The sequence below is a fragment of the Streptomyces sp. NPDC000348 genome (genome assembly GCF_042898795.1).
GTDB lineage: Bacteria > Actinomycetota > Actinomycetes > Streptomycetales > Streptomycetaceae > Streptomyces.
The window spans coordinates 18,966-42,178 of sequence record NZ_JBIAZD010000026.1; the positions used below are offsets into that span (position 1 = coordinate 18,966).

Annotated in this window: 22 protein-coding genes and 1 tRNA gene; 7 read left to right on the plus strand and 16 right to left on the minus strand. The window is 72.8% G+C overall.

Going from position 1 to position 23,213, the window contains the following annotated elements:
• Window position 1 precedes the first annotated feature (1 nt).
• From cbiQ to ACFY3N_RS33440, 3 genes are all read left to right on the plus strand, one after another.
• Window positions 2–763: a cobalt ECF transporter T component CbiQ gene (cbiQ, locus tag ACFY3N_RS33430; protein WP_390820569.1), complete on the plus strand. Its 762-nt coding sequence runs from the start codon at window positions 2–4 to the stop codon at window positions 761–763.
• Window positions 751–1,521 carry an energy-coupling factor ABC transporter ATP-binding protein gene (locus tag ACFY3N_RS33435; RefSeq protein ID WP_390820570.1) on the plus strand — a complete coding sequence of 257 codons (771 nt, stop codon included), beginning with the start codon at window positions 751–753 and terminating at the stop codon, window positions 1,519–1,521. Before cbiQ ends, ACFY3N_RS33435 begins: the two co-directional genes overlap by 13 nt.
• A 90-nt stretch (window positions 1,522–1,611) precedes the next feature.
• The gene (locus ACFY3N_RS33440) at window positions 1,612–2,772 is read left to right on the plus strand and encodes a serine hydrolase domain-containing protein (protein WP_390820571.1); all 1,161 of its coding nucleotides are present in this window, start codon (window positions 1,612–1,614) and stop codon (window positions 2,770–2,772) included.
• 5 nt (window positions 2,773–2,777) lie between these two features.
• Here ACFY3N_RS33440 and ACFY3N_RS33445 read toward each other — a convergent pair whose 3' ends face one another.
• Both ACFY3N_RS33445 and ACFY3N_RS33450 read right to left on the minus strand, forming a co-directional pair.
• Window positions 2,778–3,053 (minus strand): DUF1876 domain-containing protein, encoded by a 276-nt coding sequence (locus ACFY3N_RS33445; protein ID WP_390820572.1) that lies wholly within the window; start codon window positions 3,051–3,053, stop codon window positions 2,778–2,780.
• A 166-nt stretch (window positions 3,054–3,219) separates the two neighbouring features.
• Window positions 3,220–3,732: a YbaK/EbsC family protein gene (locus ACFY3N_RS33450; RefSeq protein WP_390820573.1), complete on the minus strand. Its 513-nt coding sequence runs from the start codon at window positions 3,730–3,732 to the stop codon at window positions 3,220–3,222.
• Window positions 3,733–4,027: 295 nt separating this feature from the next.
• Here ACFY3N_RS33450 and ACFY3N_RS33455 point away from each other — a divergent pair, with 295 nt between their 5' ends.
• Window positions 4,028–7,273, plus strand: a complete 3,246-nt coding sequence (locus ACFY3N_RS33455; RefSeq protein ID WP_390820574.1) for a S41 family peptidase — start codon at window positions 4,028–4,030, stop codon at window positions 7,271–7,273.
• A gap of 78 nt (window positions 7,274–7,351) precedes the next feature.
• Here the strand turns inward: ACFY3N_RS33455 and ACFY3N_RS33460 are convergent, their stop codons facing one another.
• From ACFY3N_RS33460 to ACFY3N_RS33475, 4 genes are all read right to left on the minus strand, one after another.
• Window positions 7,352–7,531 carry a hypothetical protein gene (locus ACFY3N_RS33460; protein WP_390820575.1) on the minus strand — a complete coding sequence of 60 codons (180 nt, stop codon included), beginning with the start codon at window positions 7,529–7,531 and terminating at the stop codon, window positions 7,352–7,354.
• A 76-nt stretch (window positions 7,532–7,607) separates the two neighbouring features.
• On the minus strand, window positions 7,608–8,492 hold the full coding sequence (locus ACFY3N_RS33465; RefSeq protein WP_390820576.1) for an SDR family oxidoreductase: 885 nt from the start codon (window positions 8,490–8,492) through the stop codon (window positions 7,608–7,610).
• A complete protein-coding gene (locus ACFY3N_RS33470) occupies window positions 8,489–9,418 on the minus strand; it encodes an alpha/beta fold hydrolase (RefSeq protein WP_390820577.1) in 930 nt (309 codons plus the stop codon). The genes ACFY3N_RS33465 and ACFY3N_RS33470 overlap by 4 nt, the downstream gene beginning before the upstream one ends.
• Complete coding sequence (locus ACFY3N_RS33475; protein WP_390820578.1) at window positions 9,415–10,938, minus strand: flavin-containing monooxygenase; 1,524 nt, start codon at window positions 10,936–10,938, stop codon at window positions 9,415–9,417. The genes ACFY3N_RS33470 and ACFY3N_RS33475 overlap by 4 nt, the downstream gene beginning before the upstream one ends.
• Window positions 10,939–11,115: 177 nt before the next feature.
• Between ACFY3N_RS33475 and ACFY3N_RS33480 the strand changes: the two genes are divergently transcribed.
• On the plus strand, window positions 11,116–11,736 hold the full coding sequence (locus ACFY3N_RS33480; RefSeq protein ID WP_390820624.1) for a MerR family transcriptional regulator: 621 nt from the start codon (window positions 11,116–11,118) through the stop codon (window positions 11,734–11,736).
• A 3-nt stretch (window positions 11,737–11,739) separates the two neighbouring features.
• Here ACFY3N_RS33480 and ACFY3N_RS33485 read toward each other — a convergent pair whose 3' ends face one another.
• Window positions 11,740–12,546, minus strand: coding sequence for an exodeoxyribonuclease III (locus tag ACFY3N_RS33485; RefSeq protein WP_390820579.1), 807 nt, complete (start codon window positions 12,544–12,546; stop codon window positions 11,740–11,742).
• A 50-nt stretch (window positions 12,547–12,596) separates the two neighbouring features.
• On the opposite strand from ACFY3N_RS33485, the gene ACFY3N_RS33490 reads away from it, so the two are divergent.
• Complete coding sequence (locus ACFY3N_RS33490) at window positions 12,597–13,073, plus strand: GNAT family N-acetyltransferase (protein ID WP_390820580.1); 477 nt, start codon at window positions 12,597–12,599, stop codon at window positions 13,071–13,073.
• Here the strand turns inward: ACFY3N_RS33490 and ACFY3N_RS33495 are convergent.
• The 8 genes from ACFY3N_RS33495 to galU form a co-directional block, all read right to left on the minus strand.
• Window positions 13,055–13,675: a hypothetical protein gene (locus tag ACFY3N_RS33495; protein WP_390820581.1), complete on the minus strand. Its 621-nt coding sequence runs from the start codon at window positions 13,673–13,675 to the stop codon at window positions 13,055–13,057. The genes ACFY3N_RS33490 and ACFY3N_RS33495 overlap by 19 nt on opposite strands.
• A 298-nt stretch (window positions 13,676–13,973) precedes the next feature.
• Window positions 13,974–14,047, minus strand: a tRNA-Ala gene (locus tag ACFY3N_RS33500).
• Between the two features lie 60 nt (window positions 14,048–14,107).
• Window positions 14,108–15,301, minus strand: a complete 1,194-nt coding sequence (gene glpR, locus ACFY3N_RS33505) for a gephyrin-like molybdotransferase receptor GlpR (protein WP_390820582.1) — start codon at window positions 15,299–15,301, stop codon at window positions 14,108–14,110.
• A gap of 172 nt (window positions 15,302–15,473) precedes the next feature.
• Window positions 15,474–16,112 carry a GNAT family N-acetyltransferase gene (locus ACFY3N_RS33510; RefSeq protein WP_390820583.1) on the minus strand — a complete coding sequence of 213 codons (639 nt, stop codon included), beginning with the start codon at window positions 16,110–16,112 and terminating at the stop codon, window positions 15,474–15,476.
• 26 nt (window positions 16,113–16,138) lie between these two features.
• Window positions 16,139–16,681: a molybdenum cofactor biosynthesis protein B gene (locus ACFY3N_RS33515; protein ID WP_390820584.1), complete on the minus strand. Its 543-nt coding sequence runs from the start codon at window positions 16,679–16,681 to the stop codon at window positions 16,139–16,141.
• On the minus strand, window positions 16,678–17,199 hold the full coding sequence (gene moaC / locus ACFY3N_RS33520) for a cyclic pyranopterin monophosphate synthase MoaC (RefSeq protein WP_390820585.1): 522 nt from the start codon (window positions 17,197–17,199) through the stop codon (window positions 16,678–16,680). The genes ACFY3N_RS33515 and moaC overlap by 4 nt, the downstream gene beginning before the upstream one ends.
• An 86-nt stretch (window positions 17,200–17,285) precedes the next feature.
• A complete protein-coding gene (glp, locus tag ACFY3N_RS33525) occupies window positions 17,286–18,608 on the minus strand; it encodes a gephyrin-like molybdotransferase Glp (protein ID WP_390820586.1) in 1,323 nt (440 codons plus the stop codon).
• On the minus strand, window positions 18,605–19,540 hold the full coding sequence (galU, locus tag ACFY3N_RS33530) for a UTP--glucose-1-phosphate uridylyltransferase GalU (RefSeq protein ID WP_390820587.1): 936 nt from the start codon (window positions 19,538–19,540) through the stop codon (window positions 18,605–18,607). Before galU ends, glp begins: the two co-directional genes overlap by 4 nt.
• A gap of 92 nt (window positions 19,541–19,632) precedes the next feature.
• Between galU and ACFY3N_RS33535 the strand changes: the two genes are divergently transcribed.
• Window positions 19,633–20,247 (plus strand): 5-formyltetrahydrofolate cyclo-ligase, encoded by a 615-nt coding sequence (locus ACFY3N_RS33535; protein ID WP_390820588.1) that lies wholly within the window; start codon window positions 19,633–19,635, stop codon window positions 20,245–20,247.
• A 69-nt stretch (window positions 20,248–20,316) separates the two neighbouring features.
• On the opposite strand, the gene ACFY3N_RS33540 is transcribed toward ACFY3N_RS33535, so the two are convergent.
• Complete coding sequence (locus ACFY3N_RS33540) at window positions 20,317–23,166, minus strand: penicillin acylase family protein (RefSeq protein WP_390820589.1); 2,850 nt, start codon at window positions 23,164–23,166, stop codon at window positions 20,317–20,319.
• Window positions 23,167–23,213 lie beyond the last annotated feature (47 nt).

Genomic DNA, 23,213 nt, shown 5'->3' on the forward strand with positions numbered 1-23,213 from the left:
CGTGGGAGCCGGCCACGCCCACAGGCTCTACCGGCACGGGCACTCCCCCGTGCACGCCCTGCCGCCGCACACCAAGCTCGCCGCCGTCCTCGCCTTCGTGGTGGTCGTGGTGTCGACCCCGCGCGAGGCGATGTGGGCGTTCGCGGGGTACGCCGGACTGCTCGCCCTGGTCGCGTACACCGCCCGCGTCCCGGCCCCCTTCCTGCTCAAGCGGCTGCTGATCGAGGTCCCGTTCGTCGCCTTCGCCGTCCTCCTGCCGTTCGTCGCGGAGGGCGAGCGGATCGACGTCCTCGGACTGCCGCTGAGCGTCAACGGACTCTGGGGCGCCTGGAACGTGCTGGCCAAGGGCACCCTGGGCGTGGCCGCCTCGGTCCTCCTCGCCTCCACCACCGAGCTGCGCGCGCTGCTGCTCGGCCTCCAGCGGCTGAGGCTCCCGCCGCCGCTGGTGCAGATCGCCTCCTTCATGGTCCGCTACGGCGATGTCATCACCGACGAGATGCGGCGCATGCGGATCGCCCGCGAGTCCCGCGGCTTCGAGGCACGCGGGGTGAAGCACTGGGGCGTCCTCGCCAAGTCGGCGGGCGCGCTCTTCATCCGCTCCTACGAACGCGGCGAGCGCGTGCACCTGGCCATGGTGAGCCGGGGGTACGCCGGTTCCATGCCGGTGATCGACGAGGTGACCGCGAACCGGGCGCAGTGGTCGTACGCCCTCGCCCTCCCCTGTGCCGCCCTCGTCGTCTGTCTGCTGGGATGGACCCTGTGAGTACTGCTTCCCTGGAGGTCTCCGGCCTCGCCTTCGCCTACCCCGACGGCCACCAGGCCCTGTTCGGCGTCGACTTCTCGATCGCGCGCGGCGAGCGGGTCGCGCTGCTCGGCCCGAACGGCGCCGGCAAGACCACCCTCGTCCTGCACCTCAACGGCATCCTGACCGGCGGCACCGGCACGGTGACGGTGGCGGGCCTCGAGGTCGGCAAGCGGCACATGGCGGAGGTCCGGCGCCGGGTCGGCATCGTCTTCCAGGACCCGGACGACCAGCTCTTCATGCCGACGGTGCGCGAGGACGTGGCGTTCGGTCCGGCGGCGGCCGGGCTCAGGGGGCCCGAGCTGGAGGAGCGGGTGGACCGGGCGCTGGGCCGGGTCGGCATGGCGGAGTTCAAGGACCGCCCGCCGCACCACCTCTCCTTCGGCCAGCGGCGCCGGGTGGCCGTGGCGACCGTCCTCGCCATGGAGCCGGAGATCCTGGTCCTGGACGAGCCGTCCTCCAACCTCGACCCCGCCTCCCGCCGCGAACTCGCCGACATCCTGCGCTCCCTGGACGTCACCGTCCTGATGGTCACCCACGACCTGCCCTACGCCCTCGAACTGTGCCCGCGCTCGCTGGTCCTCAGCGACGGCGTGATCGCGGCGGACGGTGCCACGGCGGAGCTGCTCGCCGACGACGCGCTGATGCGCGCCCACCGCCTGGAGCTGCCGTACGGCTTCGATCCGCGCTCGGTGCCGGCCGCACCCGGCCGTTCGTAACGATCGTGCCCGGCCGGCTCCGCCCAGGAATCGCGGGCGGACCGGCACGGTTGGACGCACTGTCGCAGACGAGGGGAAGGAGCGGGGGACGTGGACGTGCACGGCACGGTGGCCGGGGGCTTCGAGCCGGTCGGGGAGGCGTTCGCGCGGAACTTCGACACGCTCGGGGAGCGGGGCGCGGCCGTCGCCGTGTACCGGGACGGACGCAAGGTCGTCGACCTGTGGGCCGGGGTGAAGGACGTCGACGGCACCGGGCCCTGGCGGCGGGACACGGCCCAGGTGGTGCGCTCGGCGACCAAGGGCGTCGCCGCCGCCGCGCTCCTGCTGCTGCACCAGCGCGGCGAACTGGACCTGGACGCGCCGGTCGGCCACTACTGGCCGGAGTTCAAGGCGCACGGCAAGGAGCGGCTGCTGGTCCGGCACGTGCTGAACCACCGCGCCGGACTCCCGGTCCTCGACCGTCCGCTCGCCCTCGACGAGGCGGCCGACCCCGTACGGGCCGCCGAGGCGGTCGCCGCGCAGGCCCCCGCGTGGGAGCCGGGCACCGACCACGGCTACCACGCGCTGACCTACGGCTGGCTGGTCGACGAGCTGGTGCGCCGCGTCACCGGCCGGGGGTCGGGCGAGTGGATCGCGTCGGAGGTCGCCCGTCCGCTGGACCTGGACCTGTGGGTGGGGCTCCCGGACGCGCAGGCCCACCGCGTCGGCACGGTCGGAAGGATCGAGGCGCCCGAGCCGTCCGGGACGCTCCGCGCCCGCCCCAAGCGCTCGGTCACCGACGCCTACGCCGACCCGTCCTCCCTCACCCGCCGCGCCTTCGCGGCGATCACCCCCTTCCCGGACCAGAACGACCCGGCGTTCCGCGCGGCGGCCCTGCCCGCGGCGAACGGGATCGCGACGGCCGACGGTCTGGCCCGCTTCTACGCGTCACTGATCGGCCCGGTCGACGGCGTACGCCTCCTCGAACCGGCCACCGTCGCACTCGCCCGCGCCGAGGAGTCGTCGGGCCCCGACCGGGTGCTGGTCGTGGGCACCCGCTTCGGGCTCGGCTACATGCTGCACGGCGGCGCCTCCCCCCTCCTGGCCCCGGGCTCCTTCGGTCACCCCGGCCGCGGCGGCTCCCTCGGCTTCGCCGACCCGGAGTCGGGCATCGCCTTCGGCTACGTCACCAACGGCTTCCGCAGGACGGTGACGGCGGATCCCAGGGCCCAGGCGCTGATACGGGCGGTACGGCGGTCGCGGACGCCCTGACCCGACTAGACGTGGATCGGGTGCGAGATGCGGCCCGACGCGTCGTCGATCTCGCCGTGCGCCTTGGTGAGCATCTGCATGGCGAGTTCGTTCAGCGCGCGTGCGCCGGCGATCTCCTCCCCGACCCGTGGCTGATTGGAGTCGGTGTGGTGCCGGCTGGCGTGGCCGTGGGCCCGTACCTCGGTCCCGTCGGGCAGCCGGACCATCGCGGCGGCGCGCGTCTGCCGGTCGTCCTCCTCGAACTCCAGGTCCACGTGCCATCCCACTGCGGTGTGCATCATGACGTTCACCTCCGGAATCCCTCTCCTTCCAGGGTGCGCCTCGCACCGCGCCCGTGCACCCTCCCGTGCGCCGGAATCCGCTCCTGCCCCGCGCGCGGCATCAGCCCGATCCCGACGGCCGGCGGCCCGGCCGCGGCGAGCAGGACGGCCGCGGTGACCAGCGGGGTCACGGGGTGCGCTCGCGCACGTCCACGAGGGTGCCGCCGGCGTGGGCGATCAGCGCCTCGGGTTCCATCGGGAAGACGGTGTACGGGGTGCCGGCCGCCGCCCACACGGTGCCGTGGTCGAGGAGGGAGCGGTCGGCGAGGACGCGGGTCCTCGTACGGTGGCCGAAGGGCGGTACGCCGCCGATGGCGTACCCGGTGGTCTCGCGTACGACGTCGGCCTTGGCGCGGGTGACCCGGCCGGCGCCGAGGTCCGCCCGGACCCGCTCGACGTCGACGCGGGACGCCCCGTCCATGAGCACCAGCACCGGTACCCCGTCGGCGGCGAAGATCAGGGACTTGCAGATCTGGCTGAGCTCGCAGCCGATCGCGGCGGCGGCCTCGGCGGCTGTGCGGGTGGCCTCGGGGAAGCGGCGGACCTGCCCGATCACGTCCCCGAGTCCCAGCTCCCGCAGGGCCTCGGCGAATCGAGGATGGGCTCCGAAGCCCTCGGCGTCAGTGGCGGCTGTCGTCATGCGGGGCACGCTAGCGGCCGGTGCGGAGGGCATGCGACCGCGTTCCGGGGGACGGGCGGGACGAGGGAAGCCGGTGAGGGCGCCCCGTCCCCACGGAGCCCTCACCGGCCGGTACCGCGTCCCGTCCGGGTTGTCAGTTGTCAGGCCCTCACGGGTCCCCGGTCCCCGTCCTTCCCGTCGTCCACCGTGCGCAGGCCCTCGTTCTCGACGTCCCCTTCCAGTGCGTCGCGGGAGGAGTCCTCCGGCTCCATCTCATAAGTTGCCGGTGTCCGGGCCCCGGCAAAGCATGGGGAGGGTGAGCTATCTGCGTCTGCCCCACCTCAAGGACGGCCTGCTGTGCTTCGTGGCCGAGGACGACCTCTGGCTCGCCCCGCTCGACGGTCCGGGCCGCGCCTGGCGGCTCACCGCCGACCGCACCAAGCTCGGCCACCCCCGCTTCTCCCCCGACGGCCGCCACATCGCGTACACGAGCTGGCGCAGCCTCGACCCCGAGGTGCACCTCGTCCCGGTGGACGGCGGACCGGGCCGGCGCCTCACCCACTGGGGCAGCTCCGACACCCGCGTCTGCGGCTGGGCACCCCCCGGCGAGGACGGCCGGGCCGAGATCCTCGCCGTCACCTCGCACGGCGAGCCCTTCTCGCACTTCACCTGGGCCTACAAGCTCGCCTGCGACGGCAGCCCCGGCCGCAAACTGCCCTGGGGCCCGGTCTCCGACATCCAGGTCGCCGACATCGCCGGGGAACGCAGGTCGCTGCTGCTCACCGGCACCCCGCCGCACGAACCGGCCTCCTGGAAACGCTACCGGGGCGGCGCCACGGGCAGGCTGTGGCTGCACGGGCACCGGATCCTCGACGGCCTCGACGGCCACCTGCACTCCCCGATGTTCGTCGCCGGCCGGATCGCCTTCCTCTCCGACCACGAGGGCGTCGGCAACCTGTACTCGTGCGCGTACGACGGCTCCGGCCTGCGCCGCCACACCGACCACGACGCCTTCTACGCCCGGCACGCCGCCACCGACGGCGACCGGGTGGTCTACCAGTGCGCCGGCGACCTGTGGCTCGTGGACGACCTGTCCCCCGGCGCCGTCCCGCGCCGTCTCGAGGTGACGCCGAGCGGGCCGCGCTCCGGGCGGCGCCGCTACCAGGTGCCCGCCGCCCGCCACCTCGACGGCATCTCGGTCGACGGGACCGGCCGCGCGAGCGCCGTCGTCGTACGCGGCAGCCTGTACTGGCTCACCCACCGCGACGGTCCCGCGCGCACCCTCACCGACACCCCCGGCGTACGGGTCCGGCTGCCGGAGATGCTCGGGGCGGGCGACCAGGTGGCGTACGTGACGGACGCCGAGGGCGAGGACGCCGTCGAGATCGCCTCCCTGCCCCGGGCGACCGGCCAGCGCGCCCCCCGGCGGCTGGCCGCCGGGGAGCTGGGCCGGGTGCTGGAGATGGCGGCCGACCCGGAGGGGCGGCGGCTGGCCGTCGCCGCGCACGACGGACGGCTGCTGCTGGTCGACACCGGCGAGGAGGGCCGGGGGGAGGTCACCGAGCTGGTCCACTCCGGCAACGGGCCGGTGCGCGACCTCGCCTTCTCCCCCGACGGGGCCTGGGTGGCCTGGTCCCATCCGGTGATCGGGCGGTCGCTGCGGCAGATCAGACTCGCCCGGATCAAGGACCGGCTGGTGCTCGACGTCACGAACGGCCGCTTCGAGGACGAGAACCCGGTCTTCACCCTCGACGGCCGCTATCTCGCCTTCCTGTCCTGGCGCGGCTTCGACCCGGTGTACGACGTGCACACCGGCGACCTGTCCTTCCCGCTGGGCTGCCGCCCGTACCTGGTGCCGCTGTCGTCGGCGACCCCCTCCCCGTTCGCCCTGAACCCCGAGGGGCGCCCCGCCGCCGGCGGGCTGGACCCGGTCGAGCACGAGGAGGCCGAGGAGGGCGGCACGGTGACCGTCGAGGCGGAGGGCCTGGAGAGCAGGGTCACCCCCTTCCCGGTCTCCGCCTCCAAGTACTCGGGGCTGCACCCGGTCGCGGGCTGCGGGCTCGTCTGGCTGCGCTGGCCGATCTCCGGCGCGCTCGGCGAGACCTTCGCCAACCCCGACGACACCAGCGGCCGGCCCACGCTGGAGCACTTCGACATCGGGAAGGCGAAGAGGTCCGAACTCGTCGGGAACCTGGACCACTTCGCGGTCAGCGGCGACGGCACCCGGCTGGTCGTGGTCGACGAGGGCGAGCTGCGCGCGGTGCCGGCCACCGAGCCCGGCGACAGCGCCTCCACGGTGTGGATCGACTCCCGCCGCATCCTGCACGAGGCCGACCCGGCCGCCGAGTGGCGCCAGGCGTACGCGGAGGCCGGACGGCTGATCCGCGCCTACTTCTGGGAACCCGGCATGTGCGGCATCGACTGGGACGCGGTCCTGGAGCAGTACCGCCCGCTGGTCGAACGGGTCGCCTCCCCCGACGAGTTCGCGGACCTGCTGCGCGAGGTCCTCGGCGAACTCGGCACCTCGCACGCCTATGTCACCGCCGCCCGCCGCAACGAGGGCCCCCCGCACTACCAGCGCCGCCAGGGACTGCTCGGCGCCGACCTCGTCCCGCGCGAGGAGGGCTGGACGGTCAGGCGCGTCCTGCCCGGCGACTCCTCCGACTCCCGCGCCCGCTCCCCGCTGGCCGGCACCGGCATCCGCGAGGGCGCGGTCCTCACCCACGTCGACGGCCGCCCGGTGGATCCGCTCACGGGACCCTACCCGCTGCTCGCGGGCGCGGGCGGTACGACCGTGGAACTGACGTTCCTCCCCGCACAGGGCGCGGGCCCGCCCCGGCGGGTCGCCGTCGTCCCGCTCGTCGACGAGACGCCGCTGCGCTACCAGTACTGGGTCGCCGAACGCCGTGCGGTGGTGCGGGAGTTGAGCGGCGGCCGGTGCGGCTATCTGCACATCCCCGACATGGGCGGCTCCGGCTGGGCCCAGTTCAACCGCGATGTGCGCATGGAGGTGTCCCGCCCCGCGCTGATCGTGGACGTGCGCGGCAACGCGGGCGGCCACATCAGCGAACTCGTCGTCGAGAAGCTGACCCGCACCATCATCGGCTGGGACCTCACCCGCGACGCCCAGCCGGTGTCGTACGCCTCCAACGCCCCGCGCGGGCCGGTCGTGGCGCTGGCGGACGAGGCGACCAGCTCCGACGGCGACATGATCACCGCCGCGTTCAAACTGCTCGGACTGGGCCCGGTGGTGGGCCAGCGCACCTGGGGCGGGGTGGTCGGCATGACCGGCCGGCACCGGCTCGGCGACGGCACGGTGATCACGGTGCCGATGAACGCGGCCTGGTTCGACGCGTACGGCTGGTCCGTGGAGAACAGGGGTGTCGAACCCGACCTGGAGGCGCTGCGCACCCCACTGGACTGGGCCGAGGGCCGGTACGCGGTGCTCGACGACGCGGTACGGCTCGCCCTCGACCTGCTGGAGACCGACCCGCCGGCGACGCCGCCGGCCTACCGCGACGTACCCGACCGCTCCCGGCCGAAGCTGCCGCCCCGGACGTGAGAAGGGGCGCCCCCTTCGCCATGGGGCACCCCTTCCACTTCGGCGCACGACGCGTTCAGGCGTCCTCAGCGTTCGACGTCAGACCTCGTGGTCCTGGTCGAAGCGCTCCTCGGACTCCCGCTGACGCCGGGGCTCGTCCATGTTCTCGTCCCGCCGGCGGCCGCGGTTCTGCAGCTGCTCCCTGCCCTGCTGGGCACGCTGCTTGGCCTGCTGCTGGAACTGCTCGGACTTCTCCTGGAACTGGTCCTTCATACCCATGTGGGTTCACTCCCGTTGTGGGGTGGGGGAACTTGCCCGACCAGATTCACACGGCCCGTCACCCTGCGCATGTCGATCAGTCACGGACCGTGTTCCGGTGCTGCTCATCGGCGTTGCCGCCCGCTCCGACCAACCCCGTGCCCACGCCCGCGAGCCTGTTCCCGAACCGCCGCATCTCCCGCTGTCCCACGGTCCCGATGACCGCGGGCAGGTAGCCGCGCACGCCCTGCATCCCGCGCAGCCACCACTGCCCGTACACATGGCTCGCCCGCCGCTCGACGCCGGTCACCAGCCGGTCCACCGCGGGCCCCAGCGGATAGGTCTTGTTCGCCGGCCACGGCAGCCGCTGCCGCAACTCCCGCATCACGTCGTCCTGATCGGCCCCGCGCACCATGTCGGTGTCGGTCCACGACAGATACCCGACGCCCACCTTCACGCCCCGGTGGCCGACTTCGGCCCGCAGCGCGTGCGCGTACGCCTCCACACCGGACTTGGAGGCGCAGTACGCCGTCATCATCGGCGCCGGGGTGATCGCAGCGAGGGAGGCGATCTGGAGCAGATAGCCGCGGCTCTCGGTGAGCAGCGGCAGGAACGCCCGCGCGGTGACCGCCGATCCGATCAGGTTCACCTCGATCACCCGCCGCCAGGACTCCGGATCGGAGTCGGCGAACGGACCGCCCGTCGCCACACCGGCGTTGGCGACCACGATGTCGACCCGGCCGAACCGCGCCCGGACCTCCTCGGCGACCCGGGCCATCGCCCCGTGGTCGGTGACGTCCGCGTACCAGTGGTCGCTGTCACTGTGCAGCCGCGCGGAGACGTCCTTGAGCGCGTCCGGCTCCAGCCCGACCAGCGCCACCCTCACCCCCCGCGCGGACAGCTTGCGGGCCAGCAACTCCCCGACCCCGCGCGCCGCTCCGGTGACGACGGCGACCTTCCCTTCGAGACCGACCCTGCTCATGCGCTCTCCTCGACTGCGGGTACGGCGGGTATGCGGGCAGCGGCCAGGGCCCGGATCCTCCCGGTGACCGCGCCGGGCGCCTCGACGGGCGTCATGTGGCCGATGCCGGGCAGCTCGGTGACGCCGAGGCAGTCGGGCAGCGCGGCGGCGAGCGACCGGGCGTGCACCGGCGGGGTGAGCCGGTCCGCGGTCCCGACGACGATCTCGACCGGTACGCGCAGCTCCGCGAGGGAGTGGTCGAGGTCGAGCCCGTGGAGCACGTGCGACCAGGCGTGGCGCACCGCGCGCGGACAGGCGTGCACGATGCGGGCGCACGCCTCGACCATGTCCGGGTCGGAAGCGGGTCCCATCGTCGCGTACTTGAGGATCCTGCGGGCGAGCGGGGTGACCGGTCCGAGCGGGGCCCGGGAGCCGAGGATCCGCCCGGTCAGCCGGCTGCGCAGCCGCCCCGGCCGCAGCGGCACCACCGTCGACTCGGCGACCAGCCGCGAACTGCCCGTGCTGCACAGCAGGACGGCGGCCACGTGCTCGCGGAACGCGGGCCGGCCGGCGGCGGCCATCACCGTCATCCCGCCCATGGAGTGCCCGGCGACCACGGCCCGTTCCCCCGGCGCGAGGGTGGCGGTGAGGACGGCCTCGAGGTCGTCGGCGAGCGCGTCGGTGCTGCACACCGGGCTCGCGGGGGTGCGTCCGTGGCCGCGCTGGTCGTAGGCGACGACCCGGTGGTCGGCGGCCAGTTCGCGGATCTGCGCCGCCCAGAAGGCGGTCGAGCAGGTCCAGCCGTGGGCGAGGACGACCGCGGGCGCCCGCTCGGGGCCGTGCACCTCGACGTGCAGCCGGGTGCCGTCGGCGGAACGGACGGTCGGTTCACGGGCGGCGGCGGGCGGGGCGTACGGCCCGGAGGCGGCGTGGGCGAGGCGGCTCACGCGGTCACCTCGGCGTTCTCCCGGGCGTCCTCCGCCGCGGTCGGGACGCTGCGGAGCACGGCGTACTCGGCGAGGTCGACCCGCCGGGTCTCCCGCCGGAACTCACTGGTCGTACCGGGCCAGATGGTGGTGTTGCGCCCGCTCTCGTCCAGGTACCAGCTGGTGCAGCCGCCGGTGTTCCAGACCGTGCGCCTCATCCGCTCCTGCACCCGGTGGTTCCAGGCCCGTACGGCACTCGGGCGGGCGTCGAGGGCGACCCGGCCGCCGAGGACGTCCAGCTGGCGCAGGTAGTCGGCCAGGTAGTTCAGCTGGGACTCGATCATCAGGATCATGGAGGAGTTCCCGAGGCCGGTGTTGGGCCCGATGATCGTCATCCAGTTGGGGAACCCGGCGGCCGAGGCGCCGCGCAGGGCCTGCATCCCGCCCGCCCAGCTCTCGGCGAGGGTCCTGCCCTCCGCGCCCACCACCCGCTCCGCGATGGGCATGTCGGTGACGTGGAACCCGGTTCCGAACACGATCGCGTCGACCTCGGCCTCGGTCCCGTCGGCCCCGACGACGGTCGACCCGCGGACCTCGCTCAGCCCACTGGCCACGACCTCCACATTGGGCTGCGCGAGCGCCGGGTAGTAGGTGCTCGACAGCAGGATCCGCTTGCAGCCGATGCGGTAGTCGGGGGTGAGCCTGGCGCGCAGGGCCGGGTCCTTGATCGCGCGGCCCATGTTGCGCTTGGCCAGCTGCTCGACGAAGCCGAGCTCGCCGGGGTGTCTGGTGAACGCCTGGACCTGCAGCTCCCTGACGCCCCAGAGCAGTCCGCGGCGCAGTTTGGTGGTGACGGGCAGCGCCCGGTGCAGGGCGCGCTCGGCACCGCTGATGGCCCGGTCGACGCGCGGCAGGACCCAGGCGGGGGTGCGCTGGAAGAGGGTCAGCCGCGAGACGAGCGGCTGGACGGCCGGCACGATCTGGATCGCCGAGGCGCCGGTGCCGACCATGGCGACCCGCTTGCCGCGCAGGTCGTAGTCGTGGTCCCAGCGGGCGGAGTGGAACACCTTGCCGGGGAACGTGTCGAGCCCCGGGATGTCGGGGATCTTCGGGTCGGACAACGGCCCGGTCGCGGACACGACCACGTCCGCGCTGAGCCGGCCGCCGCTCGTCTCGATCTCCCACCGCATCCGCTCGCCGTCCCACACCATCCGCTTCACCTCCGAGTCGAAGCGGATGTGGGGCCGCAGCCCGAAGACGTCGGTGACGTGCTCGAGGTAGGCGCGGATGTGCCGCTGCCCGGAGAAGGAGCGGGGCCAGTCGGGATTGGGCGCGAAGGAGAACGAGTACAGGTGCGACGGCACGTCGCACGCGCAGCCGGGATAGCTGTTGTCGCGCCAGGTGCCGCCGACGCTGCCCGCCCGCTCCAGGACGACGAAGTCGGTGATCCCCTCGCGCCGCAGCCGCACGGCGGCCCCGAGCCCGCCGAATCCGGACCCGACCACCGCCACTCGTACATGTTCGTGCTCGTGCTCGGCCATCCCGAAGCCTCCACGCATCGCTCAGAACCCTGCCAGTGAACACTGGCGCAATGGGGAGAGTAGAGCAGCTGCGTACTGATGGGTAGGGGGCGCGCGAGGAAAGTTACCGCCGGTACGCCCTAGGCTTCAGACGTGGCGGAAGACAGCGAACGACCCGGCGGACGGCGCGAGTACCGCATGGACGAGCTGGCCCGGCTGGCCGGCATCACGGTGCGCACCCTGCGCTTCTACCGCGAGCGCAGGCTGATCCCGCCACCGCGCCGCGAGGGCCGCATCGCCTGGTACGACGACCACCACCTGGCCCGGCTGCGCACGATCACGGCGCTGCTGGAGCGGGGCCACAACCTGAACGGCATAGCGGAACTCGCCGAGGCCTTCGACCACGGGCGGGACGTCGGCGACCTCCTCGGCGTGGACACCCCCACCGAGGAGACCCCGGTCCGCCTCACCCCCGAGGAACTCGCCGACCACTTCTCCGGGGAGGTCACCCCGGAGAACCTGGCCGCCGCGCTGGACCTCGGCTACCTCGGCGTCGACGGCGAGGAGATCGTCCACATCAGCCGCCGCCTGCTGGACGTGTCGTCGGCCCTGGTCCGCGAGGGCATCCCGCTCGCGGAGGTGCTCCGCACCGGCGCGGAGGTCCGCACCCACGCCGACGCCCTGGCCGACCTCTTCGCCGGCCTGATCCTCCGCCACGCCCCGGAGGAATCCCTCCACCGCCTGCGCCCGCTGGCCCGCAGCGTGGTGGACGCGGAACTCTCCCTGGCCCTGGACCGGCGGCTGCGCAAGCGGGACTGACCGTCACCGGCGGTCGAAGACCACCGTCACCGGCGCGTGGTCCGACCAGCGCTCGGCGTGCGTGGCGGCCCGCTCGACGTGGGCCCTCACCGCGCGGCCCGCGAGCCCCGGCGTCGCCACGGCGAGGTCGATCCTCCACCCCGTGTCGTTGTCGAAGGCCCGCCCCCGGTAGGACCACCAGGTGTACGGCCCGTCCACGTCCGGGTGCAGCGCCCGCACGACGTCGACGTACCCGCCGTCCGCCGGGTCGAGCACCCGGGACAGCCACTCCCGTTCCTCCGGCAGGAACCCGGAGCTCTTGGTGTTCCCGCGCCAGTTCCTCAGGTCGGTCTTCTCGTGGGCGATGTTCCAGTCCCCGCAGACCACCACCTCCCGCCCCTCGGCGGCGGCCCGCTCGCGCAGCCCCTTGAGGTACGTGAGGAACTCCCCCATGAACCGGACCTTCTCCTCCTGCCGCTCGGTCCCGACCTCCCCGGACGGCAGATAGAGCGAGGCGACGGTCACACCGGGCAGATCGGCTTCCACGTACCGCCCGCTGTCGTCGAACTCGTCCGACCCGAACCCGATCCGCACGCGCTCGGGCTCACGCCGGGAGTACAGGGAGACCCCCGCCCGCCCCTTGGCAGCGGCGGGCGCGTGCACGACGTGCCATCCCTCGGGCTCCCGCACCTGTTCCGGCAGCTGCTTCGCCTCCGCCCGCACCTCCTGCAGACACAGCACATCGGCGGAGGTCCCGGCCAGCCACTCCACGAAGCCCTTCTTGGCGGCGGCCCGCAGTCCATTGACGTTGACGGAGGTCACAGTGAGCATCAGGGCACGATACGGCACTCCAGGTCCGGGCATGTTTTACGGTGTTCGGCATGGAAATCCGCCCGGTCCCCTACGACCACCCCGACGCCGTGAAGCTGGACGCCGAAGTACAGGCCGAATACCACGTCCGCTACGGCGACGGCGGCGACGCCACCCCCATGGACCCCGCGGACTTCAGGCCCCCGAACGGCGTCTACCTGATCGCGTACGACGAGTCCGGCGCCCCCGTGGCGTCCGGCGGCTGGCGCGCCCAGGACGCCAACGGCGAGGGCAACCGGGACGGCGACGCCGAGCTGAAGCGCATGTTCGTGATCGAGCAGATGCGCGGCCGGGGCCTGGCCCGCCGCGTCCTGGCCGCCCTGGAGGAGGACGCCCGCGCGGCCGGCCGCGTCCGCATGGTCCTGGAGACCGGCACGAAGCAGCCGGAGGCCATCGCCCTGTACACCTCCAGCGGCTACGAGCCCTGCGAGAAGTTCGGCTACTACCGCTTCCACGAGGAGAGCCGCTGCTACGGGAAGACGCTGTAGCGGTCCGGTCGGTCCAGGACGAGCTGGAAGTACGCCTTCTCGCGGGAACCGTCGTCCGCCGGTTCGACCTCCACGGTGACCGGGATCCCCTCCTCGCTCGGCCTGACGTGGAGCGGTACGCCGCGTGTCTCGTCCGCACCGAGGGGCGGAGCGAGCGCAGAGGCACACTCCTGCCGGTTCAGCCAGGTCAGGGAGTAGCCGGCGGAGTAGTCGTCCAGGGACTCGCCCTCACGGATCTCGAGGGAGGGGGAGGCACCGCCGATCGACTCGCCGCCCAGCGGCACCTCCTCGCCGGTGCCGTTGTCGTAGGTGACCGTCAAGCGGTACGTGCCGTCGGGCTCCCGGTGCGGACTGCCGACCGTGATCCTCAGGCCGTCCTCGTACCGGGCCGTCATACCGGGGCCGAGAGGGTCCGCCACGCTGCCGGAGGCACCGGCCTGCTCCAGCTGCCCGTATCCGTCCAGGCCCTTCTCGAACTCGTCCAGCGCCCAGGCGCCCAGGCCGGTCAGGACGACGAGGACGAGCAGGGCGATCGCACAGCCGACGGCGCGCCCCGACCCCTTCGCGGCCGGGGCACCGGCGGGGACCGAATCCGTATCCATGCACGTCACGGTAGGACCCGGCCCGCCGCACGATCATGAGCACACATACTCATACGGCGATCCGGTGGTACCCGGCACACCCCGAGTACCGGAAGGGACGACGGTCCGTCACACGACCCACGGAACGCGGCGTGAGCGCGGGCCGCGGCGACCGCGCGGCGTCTTCGCGCCAGAGGGACACGGGGAGGCCCGTTGCCGGCGCGGGGCATCCGCGAGCCGTGGATCGCCGTTGAGACATGAGGGGCACAACACGAGGAAGCCCCCGCCGATTTCTCGGCGGGGGCTTCCAACTGTGCAGTGGACCTGAGGGGATTTGAACCCCTGGCCCCCTCGATGCGAACGAGGTGCGCTACCGGACTGCGCCACAGGCCCTTGCAACGAGTGAAACTTTAGCATCCCGATCGGGGTGCTCGGAAATCCGTTGGCCCGGCCCTACTCGTTGGCGGCCTTCGGGCGCTCCCCGTCCTCGTACTGGTCGAAGAGCGGGGTGCGGCCGCGTTCGCGGGAGCGGCGGGCCGAGGCCGCCCGGCGGGCGTCGCTGCGGTCGTCGGCGGGGGCCGGGTCCGGGTCCGCTTCCTCGGCCGGCCCCTGCGCCTCGTCCGCCGGTACGGCGCTGGAGCGGGCCGAGCTCCAGGTGTCCGGGGCGCCGAGGTCCACGTCGCCCGTGGCGCGGGGGGCGACCGGGGCCGTCACGTACGTCGGGAGCGGCACCGGGACCGGGTCCCAGCTGTCGCCGCCCTGGCCGGGGCGCCGCTGCCGTTCGCGCTGCTGGTCGACCCACTCGGCGTGGTCGGTCTGCTCGACGAGCGCGCGCCGGTCCGCGGCGAGCGCGGTCAGGCCCGGGTCGGGGTCGACCCCCGCCTCCGGTCCCTCCGGTTCGTCGGGGTCGGCGTCCTCGGTGGACGGGCGGTGGCGCGGCTGGCGCTCGCGCAGCCGCTGCGCGGCGACCTCGGCCTGGCGGCGGTCCATCTGGTAGGCGAAGCGGCGGCGCTCCTGGGAGCGGAGGTAGGCGATGTACGCGCTCAGCAGCACGGCCGGCACGCCGGGCGCCCACAGGAACGCGAGCCCGCCGACCGCCGCGACGATCGCGCCGAGCGTGAAGGCGACGAAGAGCATCGTGGTGGTGCGCCGGCGGCGGGCGAGCGCCTTCGAGCGCTGGGCGCGCGCGGCGGCGGCCTGCGCCGCCCGGGCCCGCTGGACGTCCGGTCCGCGCCGGGCGGCCGGGACGCGTCCCCGCGCGGCGGCCGGTTCGGGCGTCCGCCGTTCCGCGCGTTCGCGCGGGGGCCGGCCGGGTGCCGGCTCCGGCTGCTCCGCGGGGAGTGACGGGACGGGCGCCTGGGTGTGCGGACGGGTCTGGGACACGGCGAAGGCCCGGACGTCCACCGAGTCGGTGATCGCATCCGGGTCGTGGACGCTCTGCTCCCCCTCCTCGGCGGAGCGCGTCCGCAGGTCCTTGGCGTATCGGCGCTCCATGCCCGCCCGTCCGGACAGCAATCGGATGGCGGTGCTGAAGCGTTCCGTCGGACGGGCCTCGTTCAGCTCGTCCTGCCTACGGAGCCACATCGGCACCAAGTAGGCGGCCCAGGCCCCGACGATGACTGCGTAGATGAGGCCGCTGCTGCTCACATCTCACACCGTAGAGGGGTTTGCACGGAGCCATCCGCCAATTGGGCCGGTGTGTCGCACGATCCGGCTGATATTTCGAACTTTTCTTGTGACCGGCGCGATCAGGGACTCACCCGAAGCGGGAATTCCGCGCCCGAAGACGGTCACCTTCCGTTTGAATTCGAACGTTTATTCAATTTCCGGGGCCGTGCGGGATTCCCGGATTACGCCGCTCGCGGCCGGAGCGCCCCCCGGAGCGTGCCCGGCGCCACCGGGCGAGCAAACCGTCGGGGACCTCTTCCGCCGTGAGCGCGAAGACGAGGTGGTCGCGCCAGGCCCCGTCGATGTGCAGATATCGCGGGCGCAGGCCCTCCTCGCGGAATCCGAGTTTCTCCACGACCCTGCGGCTCGGCCCGTTCTCCGGGCGAATGCAGACCTCGATGCGGTGCAGTCCGACGGTGCGGAAACAGTGGTCCACGGCCATCGCCACGGCCGTCGGCACCACTCCGCGGCCGGCCACCGCCTCGTCCACCCAGTAGCCGACGTGGCCCGAGCACATCGAGCCCCAGGTGATCCCGGCGACCGTCAACTGGCCGACGAGACGGCCCTGGTACTCGATGACGAACGGCAGCATCCGGCCCGCGTTCGCCTCCGACTTCAGATGGCGGACCATCTGACGGTACGTCGGCCGGTGGGTGACCGGGCCGCTGGGCGTGGGCGGCGGAATGGTCGCCTCCCAGGGCCGCAGCCAGTCGCGGTTGCGCCGGTTGACCTCGCGCCAGGCCTTCTGGTCGCGCAGCTTTATCGGCCGGAGGACGATGTCGCCGTCCACCAGCTCGACCGGCCAGTGCGGGCTGTTCAGCGCGCACCCCCGCCGTCGGCGTCCGGCCTCGGATGGTCCCCGCCGCGCAGCTGGTCCACGGCGTGCTTCAGCAGCGGCTCCAGAACGGCGAGACCGTCCTTCACCCCGCCGGCGGACCCGGGCAGGTTGACGATCAGCGTGCCGCCCGCGACGCCCGCGAGGCCCCGGGAGAGGACGGCGGTGGGCACCTTGTCCCGGCCGTACGCCCGGATGGCCTCCGCGATGCCGGGGACCTCGTGGTCGATGACCCTGCGGGTCGCCTCGGGGGTGCGGTCGGTGGGCGAGACGCCGGTGCCGCCGGTGGTCACGATGACGTCGTACCCGGCGTCGGCGCCCGCGCGCAGGGCGGCCTCCACGGGGTCGCCGTCGGGGACCACCCGCGGCCCGTCGACGGCGAAGCCGAAGCGCTTCAGGCCCTCCGCGATCAGCGGGCCGCCCCTGTCCTCGTAGACGCCGGCGGCGGCCCGGTTGGAGGCGGTGACGACGAGCGCGCTGTACGGCGCGAGCAGCGCGCCGCCGGCCGTGGCGTCGAGTGTCATGCCCGGCTCCAGTCGCCCGACTTGCCGCCCGTCTTCTCCTCGACCCGCACGTCCGTGATGACCGCCTCCTTGTCGACCGCCTTGACCATGTCGATCACGGTGAGCGCGGCGACCGAGACCGCGGTGAGCGCCTCCATCTCGACGCCCGTGCGGTCCGTCGTCCGCACGGTCGCCGCGATCTCCACGGCGTCGTCCGCGACCGACAGGTCCAGTTTCACACCGGAGACCGCCAACGGGTGGCACAGCGGGATCAGGTCGGGGGTGCGTTTGGCACCCATGATGCCCGCGATGCGCGCGGTGGCCAGCGCGTCGCCCTTGGGGACGCCCTCGCCGCGCAGCAGCTCGATCACGCGCGGTGAGACGAGCACACGGCCGGTGGCCCGCGCGGTGCGCGCGGTGACGTCCTTGCCCGACACGTCGACCATGCGGGCGGCGCCCGCCTCGTCGACGTGGGTGAGACGGGACTGCTCGGAGGATTCGGAGGGTCCGGGGGTCTCCCCCCGGGAAGGCACGGTCATGATCGTGTGGCGCTCCCGGTCCTGGCCCGTGGCGGTGCGGCGCGCGGGCCTGCTGTGCGCGACACGGTACCGCCAACCGGTCGCGCTCAGCCGAGCAGGACCACCTCGACCTCGGTGCCGGGCGCGACGGACTCGGCGTCCTCGGGGACGACGATCAGCGCGTCGGCCTGCGCGAGGGCCGCCACGAGGTGGGAGCCGGCGCCGCCGACGGGCGTCACCGTGCCGTCGGCGTACCTGCCGCGCAGGAACTGGCGGCGGCCCCTGGGGGAGGTCAGCGCCCGGTCCGCGGTGAGCTTCGCGCGCGCCCTCGGCCGGTGGACGTCCGTCAGGCCCATCAGGGTGCGGATGGCGGGACGGACGAACAGCTCGAAGGAGACGTAACTGGAGACCGGGTTGCCGGGCAGGGCCAGCAGCGGGGTGTGGTCGGGGCCGATGGAGCCGAAGCCCTGGGGCTTGCCCGGCTGCATGGCGAGCTTGCGGAACTCGACGCCGCTGCCGGGCTCGTCCTCGTCCGCCGCGTACGACAGCGCCTCCTTGACCACGTCGTACGCCCCGACGCTCACGCCGCCGGTGGTGACCACCAGGTCGGCGCGGACCAGCTGGTCCTCGATGGTGTCCCGCAGGGTCGTGGCGTCGTCGGCGACGGCGCCCACGCGGTAGGCGATCGCGCCGGCGTCCCGCGCGGCGGCGGTGAGGGCGAAGCTGTTGGAGTCGTAGATCTGACCCGGGCCCAGTTCCCCGTCGGGCTGGACGAGTTCGCTGCCGGTGGAGAGCACCACCACGCGCGGGCGCGGGCGCACCCGGACCGTGCCGCGGCCGATGGCGGCCAGCAGGGAGATCTGCGGCGGGCCGAGGACGGTGCCGGCCGCCAGGGCGCGGTCACCGGCCCTGACGTCGCTGCCCTCGGCGCGTACGTGCGCGCGTGCCTCGGCCGGGCGGTACACGTTCACCTGCCCGGTGGCGCCCTCGGGGGCGAGGCTGCGGGCGCGCATCCCGGTGGCCGGGCCCGCGCCGAGCCCGCCGTCGGTCCACTCGACGGGGACGACGGTCTCGGCGCCGGGCGGGAGCGGGGCGCCGGTCATGATGCGGGCGGCCTGGCCGGGGCCGACGTGGAGGAGTCCGGCCGCGCCGGCGGCGACGTCCCCGATCACCTCGAGGGCCGCCGGGTACTCCTCGCTCGCGCCCGCGACGTCCGCGACCCGCACCGCGTACCCGTCCATGGAGCTGTTGTCGAACGGGGGCAGGGAGACCGGCACCGTGACGTCCTCGATCAGGACGCAGCCCTGGGCGTCGAGGAGGTGCAGCTCGATGGGCTCGAGGGGCCGGACGGTCGCGAGGATGTCGTCCAGGTGCTCGTCCACCGACCAGAGGTGGTCCGGACCTGCGGTGCGGGGCGCGGCGGTGCTCAACGTTGCTGCATCTCCTCGGTGACGTATCGCTGGAGCCAGGTACGGAAGTCCGGCCCCAGGTCCTCACGTTCGCACGCGAGCCGGACAATGGCACGCAGGTAGTCGCCGCGGTCGCCGGTGTCATAGCGGCGGCCCTTGAAGACGACGCCGTGCACCGGGCCGCCGGGCCTCCCCTCGGCGGCGGCCGCCGGGGTGTGCGTCGCCGCGAGCTGCTGGAGGGCGTCGGTGAGCTGGATCTCGCCGCCGCGGCCGGGCTCGGTCCTGCGCAGGATGTCGAAGACGGCCGGGTCGAGGACGTAGCGGCCGATGATGGCGTAGTTCGACGGCGCCTCCTCGGCGGCGGGCTTCTCGACCAGCCCGGTGACCTTGACGACGTCGGCGTCCACGGTGGCCTCGACCGCGGCGGAGCCGTAGAGGTGGATCTGCTCGGGGGCCACCTCCATGAGCGCGACGACGCTGCCGCCGTGCTGCTGCTGGACCTCGATCATGCGCTGGAGCAGGGGGTCGCGCGGGTCGATCAGGTCGTCGCCGAGGAGGACGGCGAAGGGCTCGTCGCCGACGTGCGGAGCGGCGCACAGCACGGCGTGACCGAGGCCCTTGGGGTCGCCCTGGCGGACGTAGTGCATGGTGGCCAGGTCACTGGACTCCTGGACCTTGGCAAGACGGTCGGCGTCGCCCTTCTTCTGAAGGGCGGACTCCAGTTCATAATTGCGGTCGAAATGGTCCTCCAGGGGGCGCTTGTTGCGGCCCGTCACCATGAGGACGTCGTCGAGACCGGCGGAGACGGCCTCTTCGACCACGTACTGGATCGCCGGCTTGTCGACGACCGGCAGCATCTCCTTGGGAGTGGCCTTGGTGGCCGGCAGGAACCGGGTGCCGAGGCCGGCTGCGGGGATGACGGCCTTGCTGATCCGAGGGTGTGACTGAGACATGTCCGCCACCATATCGGGCCCCTTTGCAGTGAATCTGAGGCTCCGGTCAATTACCGCTCATATGAGCATATTGGAACGGTAAGGGAACAGACTTGAGACACAAAGAGGGCGCGAACAAGCCTGACAAGCGGACATGGCGCCGGGAGGTCCTCGCGGCGAGGAACGGGTTGACGGCGGACGACGTGCGGGAGTCCGCGGCCGCACTGGCCCGGCAGGCACTCGGACTGCCCGAACTGGCACACGCGCGCACGGTGGCGGCGTACGTCTCCGTGGGGAGTGAACCCGGCACGCTCGCGCTGCTCGACGCGCTGCGCACGCGGGGCGCACGCGTGCTCCTGCCCGCGCTGCTGCCCGACAACGACCTGGACTGGGGGGCGTACGGGGGAGAGGGTTCACTCGCGCGCGTGCGACACGGCGCGCGGATGGCGCTCTTCGAGCCCGCGGGACCGCGTCTCGGACCGGACGCCGTCACGGAGGCGGACGTCGTCCTGCTGCCGGGCCTGGCCGTCGACACGCGCGGAGTGCGCCTGGGACGCGGCGGCGGCTCCTACGACCGGGTCCTCGCCCGGCTGGACCGCGCGGGCGCGCGTCCGGCGCTGGTGGTGCTGCTGTACGACACGGAGGTCGTCGGCAGCGTCCCCGCCGAGCCGCACGACCGGCCGGTGCACGCGGTGGTGACGCCCTCCGGGGTGCGCCGGTTCGGCTGAGCCCCCGTACACGCGGAAAGCGGCCTGCGCGTGCACGCGCAGGCCGCTTTCCGACGGCGGGGACCGGGGTCAGGGCTTCAGCAGCAGGGTGTCGCTGGTGCTGTCCTCGACCGCCTTCTCCGAGTACGACCACTCCAGCAGCTCGCCCTCGGCCCACTTGTCCGTCTGGTCGACGTAGTGGGAGCTGTAGGCGTGCCCGGAGGCGCCGGTGAGGTTGATCCACCGGGACTTGTCGAGATCGCCGAGGTTGACCACCATCCGCATGGACGGCACCCACACGACGCCGTAGCCGCCGGCCGCGTTCCAGCCGGTCGCGTTGACGGTGGCCTCGCCGCCGCCGAGCTTCCACGGGCCACGGTTGAGCACGTACTGCAGGAATCCGGGGCCCTCGGTGCCGAGCGTCTGGTTCTTCAGGAACAGGCGGTGCAGCCGGCCCCAGCTCCAGCTGTCGATGTCCTTGCCGAGCTTGGCGGTCAGCTCCCAGCGGGCGTCGATCAGGGCGCGCTTGAACAGCTCGTCACGGTTGTCCGCAGCGGGGCGGGTGCCCGACTTGGGGGTCTTCCACCAGTCGCTGTCCTCCTCGTCCATCAGCGTGCGGACCACCTCGAACCAGCGGTCGCCGCCGTCGGGCTGCGCCTGGTCGGCGTCGCGCTGACCGCACTCGCGGACCTTGTCCGCCTCGTCGGCGGGCCCGGTGGTGTTGACCGGCTCGACCCACAGGCACTGGCCCTTGACCCGCAGTTCCTTGGGCAGCTTGTGGCCGAAGGCGAGCTTGAGGATGTTGCGCCACACGGAGTTGAAGTAGGCGGCGGCGGCCGAGTCGGCGTCCTGGGTGTAGTCCCAGCCCTCCAGCAGCTTCTGCGCCTCGCGGACGTCCGCGTCCTCGGTGTCGATCTTGAGCAGGTGCGGCACCAGCAGCTTGGCGATGGTGCTGGAGTTGTCGAGCTGCATCTGCCGCATGTCGTCGGGGGAGATCTTGCCGTCGTCCTTGATCTTCGCCTTGATCAGCTCGGTGATCCGCTGGCTGCGGGCGCCGTAACCCCAGTCGGTGGTCAGCGTGTACGGGTAGTCCTCGCCGACGACGGCCTGGTTGGCGGTGACGATGTAGCCGCGCTCCGGGTTGTACTCGTAGGGCAGCGCCGCCTGGTCGATCCAGCCGTCCCACGCGTAGTCGGGGTCCCAGCCGGGGGCGGGGAGGGAACCGTCGTGCTTCTCCGCGCGGGTGGGGATCTTCCCGGGCAGCGTGTAGCCGATGTTGTCCTCGGTGTCCGCGTAGACGAGGTTCTGCGAGGGCACCTCGAACAGGGCGGCGGCCTCGCGGAAGTCGTCCCAGTCCTTCGCGCGGTTCATCGCGAAGACCGAGTCCATGGTGCGGCCGGGCTCCAGGGCGGTCCAGCGCAGCGCGACGCCGTAGCCGTCGCCCCGGTCGGGGGCGGCGCTGTCGACGGTGGCCTTCTTGCCGGTCTTCACCAGGTCGTCGGAACGGTCGGAGAGCAGGGGGCCGTTGTTGGTCTCCCGCACGACGATCTTCTGCGCCTTGCCGCCGGCGACCTTGATGGTCTCCTCGCGGGTCTTGAACGGCACCACCTTGCCGTCGTACTGGTAGCCGTCGCCGGTGATCTTCTCCAGGTAGAGGTCGGTGACGTCGACGCCGGAGTTGGTCAGGCCCCAGGAGACGTCCTGATTGTGGCCGATTATCACCCCCGGCATGCCCGCGAAGGTGTAGCCGGCGACGTCGTACCGGCACTTGGCGGAGACGCTGCGGCAGTGCAGGCCCATCTGGTACCAGACGGACGGCAGCGAGGCGGACAGGTGCGGGTCGTTGGCGAGCAGGGGCTTGCCGGTGATGGTGTGCTCGCCCGCGACCACCCAGGAGTTGGAGCCGATGCCGTCGCCGTTGACGCCGACGGCGGTGGGGAGGTCCTCCAGGACCTCCTGGAGGCCGGTCAGCTGGCTCTCCAGGGAGGAACCGGCGGTGCCTGTGCCCGTACCGGTGCCTGTGCCCGTGCCCGTGCCGGTACCTGTGCCGGTGCCGGTACCTGTGCCGGTGCCGGTACCTGTGCCGGTCCCCGTGCCGGTGCCGGTCCCCGTGCCGGTGCCGGTCCCCGTGCCGGTGCCGTCCGTGCTCTCACCCTGCTCGTAGGCCCCGGTGAGCTGGTCGTACTGGCCCTCCTGGACCACCGGCTTGTTCCGGCTGTACGGGTACGCCGGGTACAGGTCGGCGATCTCCTGCGGGCCGAGGCGGCTGGTCATCAGCGCGCGGTCGATCTCGTCCTGCATGTTGCCGCGCAGGTCCCAGGCCATCGCCTTCAGCCAGGCCACGGAGTCGACCGGGGTCCACTTCCCGGGCCGGTAGTCGTTCTCGAAGCCGAGGGCCGCGTACTCCAGGGAGATCTCCTTGCCCTCCTTGCCCTCCAGATAGGCGTTGACGCCCTTGGCGTACGCCTGGAGGTACTTCTTCGTGGCGGGGGAGAGCTTCTTGTCGTACTCCTCCTCGGCGACCCGGTCCCAGCCCAGGGTGCGCAGGAACTCGTCGTTGTCGACCTGGCCCTCGCCGAACATCTCCGACAGGCGGCCGGAGGTCATGTGCCGGCGCACGTCCATCTCGTAGAACCGGTCCTGCGCCTGGACGTAGCCCTGGGCCATGAACAGGTCCTCGTCGGAGGAGGCGTAGATCTGCGGGATGCCGTAGCCGTCCCGTTTGACGTCGACGGTTCCCGTCAGACCCTGGAGGGTGATCGATCCCTTGGTCTGCGGGAAGGAGGCGCGCACGGTGCTGACGGACCAGTACCCCCCGTAGGCGACACCGCCGATCAGGGCCAGCACCAGGACGAGCACGATCAGTCGGGCTCTGCGCCCCTTCTTCCTGCCGGACTTGCCGGGTTGCTGACCCGTGGAGGCGGTGGTGTCGGTGGGCATCGCTGTCCTTGCTGTCCTAACGCGAGCGGCAGGTCGGGCTGTGCTTT

Excerpts from the sequence above, each read along its gene's own strand:
- ACFY3N_RS33435 (WP_390820570.1), top strand. The coding sequence starts at position 751 with ATGGACCCTGTGAGTACTGCTTCCCTGGAGGTCTCCGGCCTCGCCTTC.
- moaC (WP_390820585.1), bottom strand. The coding sequence starts at position 17,199 with ATGACCGTGCCTTCCCGGGGGGAGACCCCCGGACCCTCCGAATCCTCC.
- ACFY3N_RS33480 (WP_390820624.1), top strand. The coding sequence starts at position 11,116 with ATGGACGAGCTGGCCCGGCTGGCCGGCATCACGGTGCGCACCCTGCGC.
- ACFY3N_RS33465 (WP_390820576.1), bottom strand. The coding sequence starts at position 8,492 with ATGAGCAGGGTCGGTCTCGAAGGGAAGGTCGCCGTCGTCACCGGAGCG.
- ACFY3N_RS33485 (WP_390820579.1), bottom strand. The coding sequence starts at position 12,546 with ATGCTCACTGTGACCTCCGTCAACGTCAATGGACTGCGGGCCGCCGCC.
- galU (WP_390820587.1), bottom strand. The coding sequence starts at position 19,540 with ATGTCTCAGTCACACCCTCGGATCAGCAAGGCCGTCATCCCCGCAGCC.
- ACFY3N_RS33490 (WP_390820580.1), top strand. The coding sequence starts at position 12,597 with ATGGAAATCCGCCCGGTCCCCTACGACCACCCCGACGCCGTGAAGCTG.
- ACFY3N_RS33460 (WP_390820575.1), bottom strand. The coding sequence starts at position 7,531 with ATGGGTATGAAGGACCAGTTCCAGGAGAAGTCCGAGCAGTTCCAGCAG.
- ACFY3N_RS33445 (WP_390820572.1), bottom strand. The coding sequence starts at position 3,053 with ATGATGCACACCGCAGTGGGATGGCACGTGGACCTGGAGTTCGAGGAG.
- ACFY3N_RS33475 (WP_390820578.1), bottom strand. The coding sequence starts at position 10,938 with ATGGCCGAGCACGAGCACGAACATGTACGAGTGGCGGTGGTCGGGTCC.
- ACFY3N_RS33540 (WP_390820589.1), bottom strand. The coding sequence starts at position 23,166 with ATGCCCACCGACACCACCGCCTCCACGGGTCAGCAACCCGGCAAGTCC.
- ACFY3N_RS33495 (WP_390820581.1), bottom strand. The coding sequence starts at position 13,675 with ATGGATACGGATTCGGTCCCCGCCGGTGCCCCGGCCGCGAAGGGGTCG.
- ACFY3N_RS33450 (WP_390820573.1), bottom strand. The coding sequence starts at position 3,732 with ATGACGACAGCCGCCACTGACGCCGAGGGCTTCGGAGCCCATCCTCGA.
- ACFY3N_RS33515 (WP_390820584.1), bottom strand. The coding sequence starts at position 16,681 with ATGACACTCGACGCCACGGCCGGCGGCGCGCTGCTCGCGCCGTACAGC.